This window comes from Bordetella genomosp. 10 (genome assembly GCF_002261225.1).
Taxonomy (GTDB): domain Bacteria; phylum Pseudomonadota; class Gammaproteobacteria; order Burkholderiales; family Burkholderiaceae_B; genus Bordetella_C.
This window is the reverse complement of record NZ_NEVM01000005.1, coordinates 2,718,610-2,736,259: the sequence shown is the minus strand read 5'-3', so window position 1 is coordinate 2,736,259 and position 17,650 is coordinate 2,718,610. Positions and strand designations below refer to the sequence as shown.

Genomic DNA, 17,650 nt, shown 5'->3' with positions numbered 1-17,650 from the left:
AAACAGGGTAGGAATCACATGGCTGCTGCCAGCGACGTGTCGCCTCAGTCGGAATATATCCAGCACCACTTGGTGCATTTGAACAACATCGGCGAAAAGCAGTCCGCGATCGCCCAGTTCGACATCGTCAACTACGATTCGTTGTTCTGGTCCATCCTGATGGGCCTGCTGGTGGTGTTCTTCCTCTGGCGCGCCGCCCGCAAGGCGACCAGCGGCGTTCCGGGCCGTTTCCAGATGTTCGTGGAATCGCTGGTCGACATGGTCGAAGAGCAGGCCAAGGGCATCGTTCCCAGCGAAGTGTCGCGCCGTTTCGTGTCGCCGCTGGCGCTGACGGTCTTCCTGTGGATCGTCATGATGAACGCGCTGGACCTGATCCCCGTCGACCTGCCCGGCACCATCTTCCGCTGGGTCGGCCTGGGCGCGCACCACGGCGATCCCCTGTACTACCACCGCATTCTGCCGACCGCCGACCTGAACGTGCCCATGGGCATGTCGCTGGGCGTGCTGCTGCTGATGTTCTATTACGGCATCAAGATCAAGCACCCGGGCGGCTTCGTCAAGGACCTGATCGGCGCGCCTTTCCACGCCCATGGCTTCTGGGCCGTCGTCCTGCTTCCGTTCAACCTGCTGTTGAACCTCATCGAGTACGCCGCCAAGTCCGTCTCCCTGGGCATGCGGTTGTTCGGCAACATGTTTGCCGGTGAACTCCTGTTCATGCTCATCGCCCTGCTGGGCGGCGCCTGGACCGGTTTCAACGCCACCAGCATCGGTTTGGGTATCGGCCAGATCCTGGCCGGCTCCATCTGGGCTATTTTCCACATCCTGATCGTGTTGCTGCAGGGCTTCATCTTCATGATGCTGACCCTGGTCTACATCGGCCAGGCACACGAAGGGCACTGACCGGAAGCCCGGACGCCCGAGTTCAGCCGGGGCGGGGGAGTTTCCCGCACCGGCCGCAAGATCCTCTTGCATAGCGCTGTACCTCTGCTTCACCCCTTTACCACTAATTTTTGACTTCAGATTTTTAAACAAGGAGTTGTCATGACCAACGTAGCTTTCGTTGCTCTCGCTTGCGGTCTCATCATCGGTCTGGGCGCTATCGGCGCTTGCATCGGTATCGCGCTGATGGGGGGCAAATACCTGGAAGCTTCGGCTCGTCAGCCTGAACTGATGAACGCCCTGCAAACCAAGATGTTCCTGCTGGCTGGCCTGATCGACGCCGCGTTCCTGATCGGTGTCGGTATCGCCATGCTGTTCGCGTTCGCCAACCCGTTCGTCGGCTAAAGGCGAAGTCCCGCCGCGCGCGGCGGGCATGGAGACCGGCGGCGCGCCATGCGCCTTACCGCCGGCACAGTATCGAGTGCTCGCGGCGTCTTCGATGAAGACGCCGGAGCCTTAAGGGTTTAAAGGGAACGACCGTGAATCTGAACGCGACAATCATCTTCCAGATGCTCGTGTTCTTCGTTCTGGGCTGGTTCACGATGAAATTCGTGTGGCCGCCCCTGACGAAGGCGATGGACGAACGCCGCCAGAAAATTGCTGACGGCCTGGCCTCCGCCGAAAAGGGCAAGGCTGACCTGGCTCAGGCGCAGGCGCGCATCAGCCTCATCGAGGCCTCTGCCAAGTCCGAGAACCACGCCCGTATCGTCGAGGCGGAAAAGCAGGCGACCATGCTGATCGAGCAGGCCCGCCGCGAAGCCGAAGCCGAGCGTGCGCGCATCGTGGCGCAAGCCAAGCAGGACGCCGAGCTGGAAGGTCAGCGCGTGCGCGACTCGCTGCGCGACGACGTGGCCGCCCTGGCGGTCAAGGGCGCCGAACAGATCCTCAAGCGCGAGGTGGATGCCCGCGCCCACGCCGAGCTGCTCAACCAGCTCAAGGCGCAGCTTTAATCCGGGAACGTCATGGCTGAACTATCGACTGTCGCCAGACCTTACGCCGAAGCGCTGTTCGGCGCCGCGCTCGACGAGAAGGCCGGCCTGCAAGGCTGGGCCGAGCTGGTGGACGAAATGGCGCAGGTGGCGTCCAACCCGGACGTGCGCGAGGCCATGGCCGACCCGCGTCTGGACGATGCGCAGCGCGCGCAGACTTTCGCCAGTCTGCTGAAGGGCGACGTGCCGCAGGCCGCCCGCAACTTCATCGAGTTGCTCGCCCAGAACGACCGCCTGCTGCTCCTGCCTGAAATCGCCAGCCAGTTCGTGACGCTGAAGAATCGTCACGAGGGCTCGGCGCAGGCCGACATCACCAGCGCATTCGAATTGTCCGAAGCCCAGGTCAAGGACCTGACCTCGGCGCTCGAACTGAAGTTCGGGCTGAAGCTCAAGCCGCGCGTCACGGTGGACCCGTCGCTGATCGGCGGCGTGCGCGTGGCGGTCGGCGACCAGGTACTCGATACATCCGTGCAAGCCCAATTGGCCCGCATGCGCGACACGCTGGCGGCGTAAGCCAGGCGACTAAACAGGATTCCAGGAGTCTGAACATGCAACTCAATCCCTCCGAGATCAGCGAACTGCTCAAGAGCCGCATCGAGGGCCTGGGCGCTTCGACCGATATTCGCACCCAGGGCACGGTGGTTTCCGTGACCGACGGTATTACCCGCATCCACGGTCTGTCGGACGTGATGCAGGGCGAAATGCTCGAATTTCCCAACAACGTTTTCGGCCTCGCGCTGAACCTCGAGCGCGACTCCGTCGGCGCCGTGATTCTGGGCGACTACACCGGCGTTTCCGAAGGCGACCAGGTCAAGACGACCGGCCGCATCCTGGAAGTCCCGGTCGGTCCGGAACTGAAAGGCCGCGTGGTGAACACGCTGGGCGAGCCCATCGACGGCAAGGGCCCGGTCAACACCAAGGAAACCGACATCATCGAAAAAGTGGCGCCCGGCGTTATCGCCCGCCGCTCGGTGTCGCAACCGCTGCAGACCGGCGTCAAGGCCATCGACGCCATGGTGCCCATCGGCCGCGGCCAGCGCGAGCTGATCATCGGCGACCGCCAGACCGGCAAGACCGCCGTCGCCGTCGACACCATCATCAGCCAGAAGGGCAAGGGCGTCACCTGCGTGTACGTCGCCATCGGCCAGAAGGCGTCGACCATCAACAACGTCCTGCGCAAGCTCGAAGAGCACGGCGCCATGGACTACACGATCATCGTCGCCGCCACGGCTTCGGATTCGGCCGCCATGCAATACCTGGCCCCGTACGCCGGTTGCACGATGGGCGAATACTTCCGCGACCGCGGCGAAGACGCGCTGATCATCTATGACGATCTGACCAAGCAGGCCTGGGCCTACCGTCAGGTGTCGCTGCTGCTGCGCCGCCCGCCCGGCCGCGAAGCCTACCCCGGCGACGTGTTCTACCTGCACTCGCGCCTGCTCGAACGCGCCGCCCGCGTGAACGAAGAGTACGTCGAGAAGTTCACCAACGGCGCCGTGAAGGGCAAGACCGGTTCGCTGACCGCGCTGCCCATCATCGAAACGCAGGCCGGCGACGTGTCCGCGTTCGTGCCGACCAACGTGATCTCGATCACGGACGGCCAGATCTTCCTGGAAACCGACCTGTTCAACGCCGGTGTCCGCCCCGCCATCAACGCCGGTATTTCGGTGTCGCGGGTCGGTGGCGCCGCCCAGACCAAGGTCGTCAAGAAGCTGTCCGGCGGTATCCGTACCGACCTGGCCCAGTATCGTGAACTGGCCGCCTTCGCGCAGTTCGCTTCCGACCTGGACGACGCGACCCGCCGCCAGTTGGAGCGCGGCAAGCGCGTGGTGGAACTGCTCAAGCAGCCGCAATACCAGCCGCTGCAGGTGTGGGAACTGGCCATCACGCTGTACACGGTCAACAACGGCTATCTGGACGACGTCGACGTGTCGCAGGTGCTGGCTTTCGAAAAGGCCCTGAAGGACCACATCAAGGCCAAGCACGAAGGCCTGGTCCAGCGCGTCGAGGACACCAAGGAACTGTCCAAGGATGACGAGGCCGAGCTGGCCGCCGCCATCGCGGAGTTCAAGAAGCACGGTGCGTTTTAAGACACCTTGACTGCCCGTTAGGTTGGCGCCGGCGGCAAGCCGCCGGCCCGGCGTAACGGGGCCGGCGCCGCCCTCCGGCCGCCGGCCCGTCACACCAGGAAAGCGCAATGCCCGGAATCAAGGAAATCCGAACCAAGATCAAGAGCGTGCAAAACACGCGCAAGATCACCAAGGCGATGGAAATGGTCGCCGCATCCAAGATGCGCAAGGCGCAGGAGCGGATGCGCGCGGGCCGTCCGTACGCCACCAAGGTGCGCGAGATCGCCGCGCACCTCATGCAGGCCAATCCCGAGTACAGCCACCCCTTCCTGATCGAGCGCGAGCAGGTCAAGGCGGTCGGCGTGGTTCTGGTGACCACCGACAAGGGTTTGTGCGGCGGCCTGAACACCAACGTGTCGCGTATCACGCTGGCCAGGATCAAGGACTTCCAGCAACGCGGCGTGCAGGTGCAGGCCACGGCGCTGGGCAACAAGGGCCTGGGCCTGCTGACCCGCATCGGCGCGAACCTGGTGTCGCAGGAAATCGGGCTGGGCGACGCGCCCAATCTCGAGCGCCTGCTGGGCGCCATCAAGGTCCAGATCGACGCCTACCTGGACGGCCGCATCGACGAGCTGTACGTGGCCACGACGCGCTTCATCAACACGATGAAGCAGGAGCCCGTGTTCCTGCGCCTGCTGCCCCTGCCGGACGCCAAGATGGAAGATCCCTTCCACGGCGCCGATTCGGAGGAAGCCAGCCGCGCCGAGCTGAAGACGGAATACAGTTGGGACTACATCTACGAGCCCGATGCGCGCACCGTCATCGACGAGCTGCTGCACCGCTATGTCGAAGGCGTGTTGTACCAGGCCGTCGCCGAGAACATGGCCTCGGAGCAATCGGCCCGCATGGTGGCGATGAAGGCCGCCTCGGACAACGCCAAGAAAGTGATCGGTGATTTGCAGTTGGTCTACAACAAGACCCGCCAGGCCGCGATCACCAAGGAAATTTCGGAAATCGTGGGGGGCGCCGCCGCCGTTTGACGTCCGCCAGGACGTCCGCGGATGCTGCATCCCGACAGGAAAGTTATCAAAGGAATCGACATGAGCAACGGAACCATCGTTCAGTGCATCGGCGCCGTGGTGGACATTCAGTTCCCCCGCGATCAAATGCCCAAGATCTACGAAGCCCTCACCCTGATGGATGAAGGCACTTCGTTCGTGGAAAAGGGCCTGACCCTCGAAGTCCAGCAGCAACTGGGCGACGGCGTGGTGCGCACCATTGCGCTGGGCTCCAGCGACGGCCTGCGCCGCGGCATGAAGGTCGCCGGCACCGGCGCCCCCATCTCGGTGCCCGTCGGCACCGGCACCCTGGGCCGCATCATGGACGTGCTGGGCCGTCCGATCGACGAAGCCGGTCCCATCCAGCACGAAGAAAAGCGCGCCATCCACCAGGAAGCCCCGCACTTCGACGAACTCTCGCCTTCCGTCGAACTGCTGGAAACCGGCATCAAGGTTATCGACCTGGTGTGCCCGTTCGCCAAGGGCGGCAAGGTCGGCCTGTTCGGCGGCGCCGGCGTGGGCAAGACCGTCAACATGATGGAACTGATCAACAACATCGCCAAGCAGCACAGCGGCTTGTCGGTGTTCGCCGGCGTGGGCGAGCGTACCCGCGAAGGCAACGACTTCTACCATGAAATGGAAGAGTCGAACGTTCTGGACAAGGTGGCCATGGTGTTCGGCCAGATGAACGAGCCCCCGGGCAACCGCCTGCGCGTGGCGCTGACCGGCCTGACCATGGCCGAGAAGTTCCGCGACGAAGGCCGCGACATCCTGTTCTTCGTCGACAACATCTACCGCTACACCCTGGCCGGCACCGAAGTGTCCGCGCTGCTGGGCCGTATGCCGTCGGCGGTGGGCTACCAGCCCACGCTGGCCGAGGAAATGGGCAAGCTGCAAGAGCGCATCACCTCGACCAAGACCGGCTCGATCACCTCCATCCAGGCCGTGTACGTGCCGGCGGATGACTTGACCGACCCGTCGCCGGCCACCACCTTCCAGCATTTGGACTCGACCGTGGTGCTGTCGCGCGACATCGCCGCCCTGGGTATCTACCCGGCCGTGGAACCGCTGGACTCGACCAGCCGCCAACTGGATCCGCAAGTCGTCGGCGAAGAGCACTACGCCGTGGCCCGCGCCGTCCAGCAGACGCTGCAGCGCTACAAGGAACTGCGCGACATCATCGCCATTCTGGGCATGGACGAACTGTCGCCGGAAGACAAGCTGAGCGTGGCTCGCGCCCGCAAGATCCAGCGCTTCCTGTCGCAGCCGTTCCACGTGGCCGAAGTGTTCACCGGCTCGCCCGGCAAGTACGTGCCGCTGGCCGAAACCATCCGTGGTTTCAAGATGATCGTCAACGGCGAGTGCGACGCGCTGCCCGAGCAGGCTTTCTACATGGTCGGCACCATCGACGAAGCCTTCGAGAAGGCCAAGAAACTGCAATAAGGATCGGATATGGCTACCCTGCATGTGGATGTCGTCAGCGCGGAAGCGTCGATTTTCTCCGGCGAGGCGAAATTCGTCGTGCTGCCTGGCGAAGCGGGCGAGCTCGGCATCCTGCCGGGTCACACCCCGCTGATTTCGCGGATTCGTCCGGGGACGCTGAAGATAGTGCGGGCCGACGATGGCGAGGAAAACGTCTTCGTCGCCGGGGGCATACTGGAAGTCCAGCCGGGCAGCGTGACGGTCCTGGCCGACACCGCCATCCGGGCGGCCGACCTGGACGAAGCCAAGGCCGAAGCGGCGCGCAAGAAGGCCGAAGAGGCCTTGCGCAACGCCAAGGACAAGGCGGACATCGCCGTGGTCGAAGCCGAACTGGCGATGCTGACGGCGCAAGCCGCCGCCGCCCACCGGTTGCGCCGAGGCCGCAGCTCGCACTGAGTTTCAGCGCCGATCGATCCCGCCGTCGCGCCGCGCTCCTCCGGGGGCCGGCCGCCGGAGAAGAAAACCAGGCTTCGGCCTGGTTTTTTTTGCCGTCGGGCAAGGGAAGCCCACCCCGTACCCGCTTCGCGGGCCCCCTCAAGGGGGCAGCGTCGGCGGACCGGCAAAGCCGGCTCCGCGACGCCCTGGATGGGCATCGAGACTTGCACCCGGCCCTGTTTTGACCGTCTCGCACCCGTAAACGCTACATATCTCGATATCTGGCTAAAATGTTGAGATCGATTGTCATTCAACATACTAGTCAGTCCGCGCGGAGACCCCTGGAATGGCCAAGCTGCCGATCAAAACGTGGTACGCCATACATAAGTGGACCAGCCTGGTCTGTACGGTATTCCTGCTCATCATCTGCGTCACCGGACTGCCCCTGGTCTTCCATGAGGAGATCGAGCACTGGCTCGACGACGCCAAGCCCTACGCCCAGGTGCCGGAGGGCACGCCGCGCGCCAGCCTGGACGGCATGGTCGCCACGGCCATGCGCATGTTCCCCAACGAGCTCATCGACTACGCCTTCATCGACGACGATGAGCCGCAGGTCTATATCGGCCTGACGCCCAATCGCGCCGACCGTTCGCTGGGCCACGCCCTGCGTTTCGACGCGCACACCGGCGAGGTGGTGAAGGCCGTCGGTTCCACGGCGCAGGACGGCCACGATTTCATGGACATCATGTTGCGCCTGCACATGGACTTGTTCGCCGACCTGCCGGGAGAACTGTTCCTGGGCTTCATGGGCCTGCTGTTCGTCGTGGCGGTGGTCTCCGGCGTCGTCCTGTACGGCCCCTTCATGAAGAAGATCGAATTCGGCACGGTGCGCGGCGAACGCTCGGCGCGGATCAAGTGGCTGGACCTGCACAACCTGCTGGGCGTCGTGACGCTGGTCTGGGCCTTCGTGGTCGGCCTGACCGGGGTGATCAACGAGCTGTCCACGCCGATGTTCCGCTATTGGCAGGCGACGGCGTTGCAAGGGCTGCTGGAACCCTACCGGGGCAAGCCGGCGCCGCAGATGGGCCAGTTGGCCTCCCTGGACGGCGTCGCCGCGACCGTCGGCAAGGCCTCGCCCGGGATGACGGTGACGTCCTTCGCCTTCCCCGGCAACCTCTATGGCAGTCCCTATCACTTCATCGTCTGGTCCAAGGGACAGACGCCGCTGACTTCCCGCCTGTTCAGTCCCTCGCTGGTGGACGGCGAGACGGGCAAGCTGGTCGCCCAGGTCGAGATGCCCTGGTACCTGCGCGCCCTGGAGGTGTCGCGGCCGCTGCATTTCGGCGACTACGGCGGCATGCCCCTGAAGATCATCTGGGCCTTGCTGGACGTGGTGACCATCATCGTGCTGGGCAGCGGGCTGTATCTGTGGATCGCCCGGCGCAAGACCGCGGCGGCGCGCATCGCGGAACTCGAGGCCCGCCACAAGGCCTGGGCGGACGCCCGCGCCTGAGGCGCCGTTCCGCGCGGCGATCAAAGCGTCCGTGCAGTCTTACCCTTAGGTGCGCGTTGCAATGCGGAGCTTCCGTATTGCCCAGGTACTCACCGGTCTTTAGCCTTGGTTCTCCGAGGCATGGGATTTACGGGAGTAGCACAATGCGCGAGACGCTGGACTGCGGTGTATTGATGGTGCCGCCGCATCACGGCTGGATGCACGAATGGATAGGCCGGCACGGCCAGGCGCTGGGCCGCTTGCGGCTGTACCCCGTGCACTTCGATGAGAAGACCCTGGGCGGCCCGGCGGATCCGGCCGCGCCATCGGCCGCGTCTTCCGCGGCCGGCGCGGCGCCGCCGGCCGAGGCGCCGGTGACGGAGGTTCCCGCCGAGGTGCTGGCCCGCCTGGCCATTCCTTTGCGCCGCTACGATGTCTGCGTCCTGCCGGTCACGCCGGCCACCGTGGCCTGGACGCGCACGGCGCTGGCCTGCGCCCGCGCGCAACTGCATACCCCGCTGCTCGCGCTGGCGCGCGGCCTGAAGGCCGCCGCCGTGCAGGACCTGCTGGGGCTGGGATTGCAGGACTTCGCGCTGCACCGCGCCTGCGCGGACGAACTGCGCGCCCGCCTGTCGCGCCTGGCCGAATCGGCATCGCGCCCGGACAGCCCGCCGGCCGTCTATACGTTGCAGCCCGCGGCGGCGCTCTCCGTCAATGACGTGATGGCCACCTACGACCTGTCGGGCAAGGCGGCCGGGCTTGGCGAGGTCCGGCGATCCGTGCCCATGGAATGGGGAAGGGCCGCCAAGGCGGCCGCCGACGGCGCGCGCGAGGACGACCCCGACGCCATCTCCTTCCTGGACGAAATCGCCGGCCACGGCCGGGGACCGCGCCGCATGGGCGCGTGCGAGCCGGGGACGCGCATCGCGCCCAACGAACCCTTCCGCGTGGCCAAATCCCGCGTGGTCGGCTGTTTCGAGCGCGACTACGTCCGCACCGCGCTGTCGCGCCATGCCGGCAACGTGGCCAGCGCGGCCCGCGCCTCGGCCAAGCATCGGCGCGCCTTCTGGGCCTTGATGCGCAAGCACGCGATCGACGCGGATCCCTACCGCAGCCACGAGGAAGATGACGGGGACGAGGACGGCCTATCCAGCCTGTCCGGCCTGTCCAGTGGCCCGGGAGGGCCCTGAGGGTAAAATGGCAGGCTTGTCCAGAGAGAACGCACCCGAGAACCCCGTGTCCCTTGCCCCGTTGAAGAACGACGTATTCCTGCGCGCGCTGTCGCGCCAGCCGGTTCCCTACACGCCCGTGTGGCTGATGCGCCAAGCCGGCCGCTACCTGCCGGAATACAACGCGACCCGGGCACGCGCCGGCTCCTTCATGGGCCTGGCCCAGAATCCGTCGTTCGCCGCGGAGGTCACCCTCCAGCCGCTGGCGCGTTATCCGCTGGATGCGGCCATCCTGTTCTCGGACATCCTGACCGTGCCGCATGCCATGGGGCTGGGCCTGGAGTTCCGCGCCGGCGAAGGTCCGCATTTCGAGCGTCCCATTCGCGAGGAACGCGACGTGGATGCGCTGACCGTGCCCGACATGGACACGCTGCGCTATGTCTTCGATGCGGTGTCCCTCATCCGCCGCGAACTGGATGGCCGGGTGCCGCTGATCGGTTTCGCGGGCAGCCCGTGGACGGTGGCCTGTTATATGGTCGAGGGCAAGGGCAGCGCCGATTACCGGCTGATCAAGTCCATGCTGTACGGCCGGCCCGACCTCCTGCATCGCATCCTGGAAATCAACGCCCAGGCCACGGCGGACTATCTCAACGCCCAGATCGACGCGGGCGCCCAGGCCGTCATGCTGTTCGATAGCTGGGGCGGGGTCCTGGCCGACGGCCTGTTCCAGCAATTTTCCCTGGCCTACACGCGCAAGGTGGTCGCCTCCCTGAAACGGGAAAACGAGGGACGGCGCGTGCCGGTCATCGTTTTCACCAAGGGCGGCGGCCTGTGGCTGGAGGACATCGCCGCCTGTGGCGCCGACGCGGTGGGCCTGGACTGGACCGTGAACCTGGCGCAGGCGCGCCGCCGCGTGAACGACAGCGTCGCCCTGCAGGGCAATCTCGACCCCATGTCCCTGTTCGGCGGCGGCCCCGCCGTGCGGGGGGAAGCCAGGCGTGTGCTCGACGCCTACGGCCCCGTGGGCAGGGGCGGCCACGTGTTCAATCTCGGCCACGGCATTTCCCAATTCACTCCGCCGGAAGCAGTAGCTGAATTGGTCGACGAAGTGCATGGCTACAGCCGCGCTTTTCATGCCGCCTAGCGATTATGTGAGTAATCGCTTCGCCCGATCGGCCCGTCCACGGCCCGTGCCCAAACGGAGTTGTGCACAGCAACGGGGGGAGGGCCGGAATGGAGCATCTTCTGAGTTGCAATCTTGGAAATCGGCGTAATTCTTTGATTTATAAGGAAGATCAAAAATAAAAAAATATTTGGCATCAATTCCAGGCTTGTGCTAAGGGTGTGGTACCAGGATGTCCCCGAGATTTTCCCCAAAGTTATCCACAGGCTCCCTTTCCACATTTCAGCCGCATTTCAAGTCACGGGTTGTCAGTGCCTTAGCCTGCAATCCGAGAATTCACTTTAAGTCCGGCGACCCATCCGCCCTCATCCTTTTCGCCAATTGCATTCCGCCCTATGACGCCGTCCGATACGTCCGCTGACCTGCTCGCCGCCGCTCCGGGCGAACACGCGTCGACGGCGCAATCGGGCCCCGCCTGCTGGGTCAGGGTGGCGCTGGACGTGCCCCTGCCGGGGCCTTTCGACTACCGCGCGGCCGCGCCCCTGGCGGCCGGGTTGCGCGTCATCGTGCCGTTCGGCCGGCGCCGCCTGGTCGGCGTGGTTGTGGATAATCCGGCCGAGCCGGCGATAGCCCCCGCCCAGGTCAAGGCCGTGGAGCGGGTCCTCGACGATCTGCCGCCGTTCGGCGCGGATTGGCTGCGCCTGGCCGTTTTTGCCGCCGACTATTACCAGCGGCCCTTGGGGGAAGTGATGCTGCCGGCGCTGCCGCCGCCCCTGCGCAAGGTGTCGGCCTACGAAGGCCAGCGTTCGGTGGCCGGCCCGGTGGCGCGCATGGACCAACGCGCCGCGCCCAAGCCGGTGAAGAAGAAGCGGGCAGCCAAGGCCGCTCAGGCAGCGGCACCCGAAACGTCCACGCCTGTGGACAACGTGGATCCCGCAGGCATCGTCCCGGACGGCGCCATGCCGCTCGCCGGTGCCCCCGTGGCCGCCGTGGCGCCCGTGCTCAACGACGACCAGCGGACCGCGGTCGACGCCATCGCCGCCGTGCGGGGCTTCAAGCCCATCCTGCTGCACGGGGTGACCGGCAGCGGCAAGACCGAGGTCTACCTGCACGCCGCCGAACGTGTCCTGGCGGCGGGGCGGCAGGTGGTGCTGATGGTGCCGGAGATCAACCTGACCCCGCAGTTGGAGGCCGTGTTGCGCGCGCGCCTGGACGCCGTGGCCGGCCCGGGCGCGCTGGCGGTGCTCCACAGCGGCCTGGCCGACGGCGAGCGCCTGCAGGCCTGGGTGCGCGCGCAGCGCGGCCAGGCGCGCGTGCTGCTCGGCACGCGCATGTCCGTCTTCGCCGCCTTGCCCGACCTGGGCCTGATCATCGTCGACGAAGAACACGACGCCTCCTACAAGCAGCAGGACGGATTGCGCTATTCCGCGCGCGACCTCGCCATCTGGCGGGCCCATGACCTGGACATCCCGGTGTTGCTGGGCTCCGCCACGCCTTCGCTGGAAAGCTGGCTGCATGCCGAGCGCGGCCGCTATCTGCGCCTGACCCTGGCCGGGCGCGCCAGGTCCAGCAGCCTGCCGGCGGTGCGGCTGGTCGACACGCGCCGGCTGGCGATGAAGCAAGGCCTGTCGCCGCAGTTGACGGACGCCATCGGCAAGCGCCTGGAGCGCGGCGAGCAATCGCTGGTGTTCCTCAACCGGCGCGGCTATGCGCCGGTGCTGCATTGCGCGTCCTGCGCCTGGGTCAGCCATTGTCCCCGCTGCTCCGCCTATACGGTGCTGCATCGGGGCCCCGGCGCGGGCGGCCACGTGCTGGCTTGCCATCACTGCGGTTTCCAGGCCCGCGTGCCGCGCGCCTGCCCGGAGTGCGGCGACCAGGACCTGCAGCCCATGGGGCGCGGCACGCAGCGCGTGGAGGAGCACCTGGGCGAACTGTTCCCCGGCGCCCGCATCCTGCGCATCGACGCCGACAGCACGCGCCGCAAGGGCAGCGCGCAGGCCCTGTTCGCCAGCGTCCATGCCGGCGAGGTCGACATCCTGGTCGGCACGCAGATGGTGGCCAAGGGGCACGATTTCTCGCGCCTGGGCCTGGTGGGCGTGCTCAATGCCGACTCCATGCTGTTCGCCCACGATTTCCGCGCGCCCGAACGCCTGTTCGCGCAGTTGATGCAGGTGGCGGGCCGCGCCGGCCGCCATGCCGAGGGCGGCGAGGTCCTGATCCAGACCGGCTATCCCGAACAGCCGGTCTACCAGGCGCTGCTGCGCCACGACTATGCCGGTTTCGCCCGGCATGCCCTGCGCGAGCGCGAGAGCACCGGCCTGCCGCCGTATGCCTACCAGGCCCTGCTCACCGCCGAGGCCCGCGAACTGGCGCAGGCGCTGGCGTTCCTGCAGGAAGCCCGCGCGCTGCCGGAAAGCACCGGCGCCTTCGGCGCCCTGGTTTCGACGATTACGCGCTACGATCCGGTACCGCTGCGCGTGGTGCGGGTGGCCAACGTCGAGCGCGCCCAGCTCCTGGTGGAAAGCGCGCACCGCCCGGCCTTGCAGGCCTTCCTGTCCACCTGGTCCGCCCTGCTGCCGCAACTGGCCAGCGCCAGCCGCGTGCGCTGGCAACTGGAAGTCGATCCCCTGGAAATCTGATCCGCCCATGTCCAATTCCGTTCCCGCCGGTTTGAACGCGCCGCAGCGCGAGGCCGTCCTCTACCTGGGCGGCCCCTGCCTGGTGCTGGCCGGCGCGGGCAGCGGCAAGACGCGGGTCATCACGCAGAAGATCGCCTACCTGCTGCAGGATTGCGGCTACCAGGGGCGCAACATCGTGGCGCTGACCTTCACCAACAAGGCGGCGCGCGAGATGGACGAGCGCGTCAAGACGCTGGTCGAGCGCAAGTTGTCCAAGGGCCTGACCATCAGCACCTTCCATGCGCTGGGCGTGCGCCTGCTGCGCGAGGAAGCCCGGCACGCGGGCCTCAAGCCGCAGTTCTCCATCCTCGACGCCGACGACGCCATGGGCATCGTGCAGGAGCTGCTGGCCACCACCGACAAGGGCCGCCTGCGCGCCGTGCAGCAGACCATCTCGCTGTGGAAGAACGCCTTGCTGGATCCGGACGGCGCCGAGAAGGCGGCGGCCACGCCCTCGGAGTTCGAGGCCGCGCGCGTCTATCGCAGCTATGCCGCCACGCTGGCCGCCTACCAGGCGGTCGATTTCGACGACCTGATCCTGGTGCCGGCGCGCCTGCTGGAAACCAACGAGGAAGTGCGCACGCGCTGGCAGAACCGCGTGCGCTACCTGCTGGTGGACGAATACCAGGACACCAACGTCTGCCAGTACCGGCTGGTGCAACTGCTGACGGGCGACCGCGCCATGTTCACCGCGGTCGGCGACGACGACCAGGCCATCTACGCATGGCGCGGCGCCACCATCGAGAACCTGGCCAAGCTGCCCAAGGACTATCCCAGCCTCAAGCTGATCAAGCTGGAGCAGAACTACCGCTCGGTGCAGCGCATCCTGGCCGCGGCCAACAAGGTCATCGAGAAGAATCCCAAGCTGTTCGAAAAGAAGCTGTGGTCGGACCTGGCGCACGGCGAGCCCATCGTCGTGACCCCCATGGACAGCGAGGAGGCCGAGGCCGAAGCGACCGCCATGAAGATCTCCGCGTCGCGTTTCGAACGGCAGGCGCAGTGGAAGGACTACGCGATCCTGTATCGCAGCAATCATCAGTCGCGCATCCTCGAACAGGCCTTGCGCAACCTGAAGATCCCGTACACGATCGCCGGCGGCCAGAGCTTTTTCGACAAGGCGGAAATCCGCGACGTGCTGGCCTATCTGCGCCTGATCGCCAACGACGAGGACGATCCGGCCTTCATCCGTGCGGCCACCACGCCCAAGCGCGGCATCGGCCAGGCCACCTTGCAGACGCTGGGCCAGTACGCGGCCGACCGGCAATTGTCCCTGTTCGCGGCGGTCTTCGAGCACGGCCTGGAAACGCGCCTGCAGCCGCGCCAACTGGAGCAGTTGCGCATCTTCGCGGAGTTCATCCAGCGCATCCAGTGGCGCGCCGGCCGCGGCAAGGGCGGTGAAAAGCCGACCTCGGCGGAGCCGGCCGGCGTCATCCTGGACGACCTGCTGGGCGCCATCCAGTACGAACGCCATCTCTACGACATCATGGAAGAGAAGCCGGCGCAGACCCGCTGGCAGAACGTGCTGGAGCTGACGTCCTGGCTCAAGCGCAAGTCCGAGGAAGACGGCTTGACGCTGTTCGAGCTGGTGCAGCACGTCGCCCTGGTCACCATGCTGGAGCGCGGCGAGGAAGAAACGCCCGACGCCGTCAAGATGACCACGCTGCATGCCTCCAAGGGCCTGGAGTATCCGCACGTCTACATGGTGGGCGTGGAGGAAGGCCTGCTGCCGCACATGGGCAAGGACGAAGAGGAAGGCGACCCGGCCAAGGCGGCCGAATCGCTGGCGAGCCGCATCGAGGAAGAGCGGCGCCTCATGTACGTCGGCATCACGCGCGCGCAGCGGACCCTGAACCTGAGCTGGTGCAAGAAACGCCGCCGCGCCCGCGAAGACCTCGTGCGCGAACCCTCGCGCTTCATCGAGGAAATGGGCCTGGGCGACGCCCGCTTCCCCGAAGACGAAGCCACCCGCGCCATGAGCCCCAAGCAACGCCTGGACATGCTCAAGGCGCTGCTGAAGAAAAACTAGGGCCGCGCTCTGCGCGGTACGGGGGCCTCTACTCTAGATCGCGCAACAGTAGTTGCCAGAAGTGCGCGCGCGGGGCCAGCGTGCTGACCAGGATGTACTCGTTCAGCGTGTGCGCGCCGTCGCCGTCGGCGCCCAGGCCATCCAGGGTGGGCACGCCCATGGCGGACGTGAAGTTGGCGTCGCTGCCGCCGCCGGTCATGGGCGCATCGTCCAGTTGGAAGCCCGCCGCCGTCGCGAACAGGCGCGCCTTGCCCAGCAACTGCGTCGTGGCCTCGGACTTGACCATGGGCGGACGATTCAGCTCGACATCGATGTCCAGCGCCACGTCCGCGCCCACCGCTTTCAGTCCGCGCATGCGCGACAAGGTGTCCGCGGCGGCTTCCATGTCCGGCACGCGGAAGTCCACCACGCAATTGCACAGGGCCGGAACCGTATTGGTGACCGTGCCGCCGTTGATGGTGCCGACGCTCACCGTGACGCCGCGCTCGTAGTCGGTCATGGCTTCCAGCGCCAGCACCTGGTGCGCCATTTCTCGGATCGCGCTGCGGCCTTTCTCGTGCTGCATGCCGGCGTGCGCGGGACGGCCCTTGACCTGCAGGCGCAGCATGCCGGTGCCCTTGCGCGCGGTCACGCACTTGCCGCCATTGGGGCGGGCCGGTTCGCACACCAGGCCGTAGCGCGCGTTGCGGGCATACGATTCGATGGACGCGCGCGAGGCATGGCTGCCGGTTTCCTCGTCCGGCACCATCAGGAAATCGATGGGCAGGCGGGTCGCGCCCGGCTTGGCCAGGGTGGCCAGCGCCGTCAGCGCCAGGTAGATGCCGCCCTTCATGTCATAGCTGCCGGGGCCATAGAGCTTGTCGCCCTCGATGCGGCAGGGATTCTCGCCCAGCGTGCCGACCGGATGCACGGTGTCCAGGTGGGCCAGCACGAGGATGCCGGGCCGCGTATCGCCCTGCGCGCGATTGGTCACGTACAGCAGCGGGCCGGTGGCGTCGCCCAGCGTGCTCAACTGGGCGGTCAGCCCGGCGGCGCGCGCCTGCTTTTCCACCAGGGCGGCCATGGCGGCGACGCCGGCCGGGTAGTTCGACGGCGACTCGCATTCGATCCAGCTACGGATGCCCGCGGCCAGCGCGGCGGAATCGGGCAGGTCGGGGGAGGCAGGCAGGGCGGACATGGGAATTCCTCGTACGGTTCGGTAGGTTCGGATCGGTGGCTTCGGTTCGGTGGAATGCAGGTGTCGGGCGGGGCGCGTCTTCCGTCTCGGGGCCGGGCTGCCGCGCTACGCCACGGTCTTGCCGGCCAGCGCGGCCATCGTGGCGTCGTCGGGCATGCCGCCGTCGAACCACAGGCTGGCGCAGACGGCGGACATGGCCTTGCCGTCATGGCCGATGCCGGGCACGGAAACCAGGCGCCAGTTGAACGGCAGGCCGCGCCGTTCGGCCTCGCGGCGGCCGGCTTCGAAATAGTGGTGGGCGCGCGCATAACGGTGCGGCCCCTGGCGCATGGCCGCGGGTTCGGACGGCAGGTTGGGATCGCTGGTGGCGATGTCCTGGTCGCCGGCCAGCACGGTCAGCGGGTAGGCCAGCAGGCGCGCCAGGTGATCCTCGGTCAGGCCGACGCCGTCCAGCCCCTCGGGATAGGGATGGTCGAAGGTGGGCAGCGTGTACCAGCCCGGGTTGCCCGCCGTCACGGCCTTGTAGGGTTCATGCGATTGGCTGGACATCAGGCGATGGACGAACTGCCCGCCGGCGGAATGGCCGAACAGATAGGCCTTGTCGGTCGTGGTGATCTCCGCCTCGCGCAGGTCGGCGAAGACGCGCTGCGGCAGCACGTAGGTCCAGCCGTCCACCGGCCGCACGTTGCCGCCGGGCGTGAAGACGCGGCCGTTGTTGTAGCTCTCGACACCCGGCCAGATCTCGTTGGAGAAGGTGGGCGCGACGATCAGCAGCTTGTGCTTGTCGGCCGCCGGGATCCAGAAGTCGCGGTATTCGTCGCCGTTGCGCAGGACGCCGTGCTGCACGATGACGACCGGGCGGTCCGGCGTATAGCCGTAGGGCCGGTAGGTGTGCAGCGTGAAGGGACGGTCGCTGTTGCGGTCTTCGTCCAGGTAGGCGATGGCGTTGCGCCCGGCATGGTTCAGCTCGAGGATCAGGCGTTCGACGTTGTTGGATGGCGCGGACATGATGGGGTCTCAGGCAGTGGCGGGGCGGCGTCCCGCGCGGGGGATCGCCCGCCGGGGCATGGATC

The 17,650-nt window shown here is 66.6% G+C and carries 15 protein-coding genes; 13 read left to right on the top strand and 2 right to left on the bottom strand.

Features of this window, described 5'->3' with window-relative positions; genetic code table 11:
* The first annotated feature begins 18 nt into the window (after positions 1–18).
* From atpB to CAL29_RS28360, 13 genes are all read left to right on the top strand, one after another.
* Positions 19–900: a F0F1 ATP synthase subunit A gene (atpB, locus tag CAL29_RS28420; RefSeq protein WP_094856226.1), complete on the top strand. Its 882-nt coding sequence runs from the start codon at positions 19–21 to the stop codon at positions 898–900.
* A 141-nt stretch (positions 901–1,041) separates the two neighbouring features.
* Positions 1,042–1,284, top strand: a complete 243-nt coding sequence (gene atpE / locus CAL29_RS28415; RefSeq protein ID WP_003815363.1) for a F0F1 ATP synthase subunit C — start codon at positions 1,042–1,044, stop codon at positions 1,282–1,284.
* 134 nt (positions 1,285–1,418) lie between these two features.
* Entirely contained in the window at positions 1,419–1,889 is a 471-nt protein-coding gene (locus CAL29_RS28410; RefSeq protein ID WP_094856225.1) for a F0F1 ATP synthase subunit B, read from the top strand.
* A gap of 12 nt (positions 1,890–1,901) precedes the next feature.
* Positions 1,902–2,441: a F0F1 ATP synthase subunit delta gene (locus CAL29_RS28405; RefSeq protein WP_094856224.1), complete on the top strand. Its 540-nt coding sequence runs from the start codon at positions 1,902–1,904 to the stop codon at positions 2,439–2,441.
* Positions 2,442–2,476: 35 nt separating this feature from the next.
* Complete coding sequence (atpA, locus tag CAL29_RS28400) at positions 2,477–4,018, top strand: F0F1 ATP synthase subunit alpha (RefSeq protein WP_094856223.1); 1,542 nt, start codon at positions 2,477–2,479, stop codon at positions 4,016–4,018.
* A gap of 107 nt (positions 4,019–4,125) precedes the next feature.
* A complete protein-coding gene (gene atpG, locus CAL29_RS28395; RefSeq protein WP_094856222.1) occupies positions 4,126–5,037 on the top strand; it encodes a F0F1 ATP synthase subunit gamma in 912 nt (303 codons plus the stop codon).
* A gap of 60 nt (positions 5,038–5,097) precedes the next feature.
* Positions 5,098–6,498 (top strand): F0F1 ATP synthase subunit beta, encoded by a 1,401-nt coding sequence (atpD, locus tag CAL29_RS28390; RefSeq protein ID WP_094856221.1) that lies wholly within the window; start codon positions 5,098–5,100, stop codon positions 6,496–6,498.
* Positions 6,499–6,507: 9 nt separating this feature from the next.
* A complete protein-coding gene (locus CAL29_RS28385) occupies positions 6,508–6,933 on the top strand; it encodes a F0F1 ATP synthase subunit epsilon (protein WP_094856220.1) in 426 nt (141 codons plus the stop codon).
* Positions 6,934–7,258: 325 nt separating this feature from the next.
* Positions 7,259–8,425: a PepSY-associated TM helix domain-containing protein gene (locus CAL29_RS28380; protein ID WP_094856219.1), complete on the top strand. Its 1,167-nt coding sequence runs from the start codon at positions 7,259–7,261 to the stop codon at positions 8,423–8,425.
* A gap of 143 nt (positions 8,426–8,568) precedes the next feature.
* Positions 8,569–9,594, top strand: a complete 1,026-nt coding sequence (locus CAL29_RS32140; protein WP_256977782.1) for a hypothetical protein — start codon at positions 8,569–8,571, stop codon at positions 9,592–9,594.
* A gap of 46 nt (positions 9,595–9,640) precedes the next feature.
* Complete coding sequence (gene hemE, locus CAL29_RS28370) at positions 9,641–10,717, top strand: uroporphyrinogen decarboxylase (RefSeq protein ID WP_094856218.1); 1,077 nt, start codon at positions 9,641–9,643, stop codon at positions 10,715–10,717.
* A 374-nt stretch (positions 10,718–11,091) separates the two neighbouring features.
* Positions 11,092–13,335 (top strand): primosomal protein N', encoded by a 2,244-nt coding sequence (locus tag CAL29_RS28365; RefSeq protein WP_094856217.1) that lies wholly within the window; start codon positions 11,092–11,094, stop codon positions 13,333–13,335.
* A 7-nt stretch (positions 13,336–13,342) separates the two neighbouring features.
* Positions 13,343–15,400 carry a UvrD-helicase domain-containing protein gene (locus CAL29_RS28360; protein WP_094856216.1) on the top strand — a complete coding sequence of 686 codons (2,058 nt, stop codon included), beginning with the start codon at positions 13,343–13,345 and terminating at the stop codon, positions 15,398–15,400.
* Positions 15,401–15,428: 28 nt separating this feature from the next.
* On the opposite strand, the gene CAL29_RS28355 is transcribed toward CAL29_RS28360, so the two are convergent.
* Both CAL29_RS28355 and CAL29_RS28350 read right to left on the bottom strand, forming a co-directional pair.
* Positions 15,429–16,577 (bottom strand): M20 family metallopeptidase, encoded by a 1,149-nt coding sequence (locus tag CAL29_RS28355; protein ID WP_094856215.1) that lies wholly within the window; start codon positions 16,575–16,577, stop codon positions 15,429–15,431.
* A 105-nt stretch (positions 16,578–16,682) separates the two neighbouring features.
* A complete protein-coding gene (locus CAL29_RS28350; RefSeq protein WP_094856214.1) occupies positions 16,683–17,585 on the bottom strand; it encodes an alpha/beta hydrolase in 903 nt (300 codons plus the stop codon).
* Between the last annotated feature and the right edge of the window lie 65 nt (positions 17,586–17,650).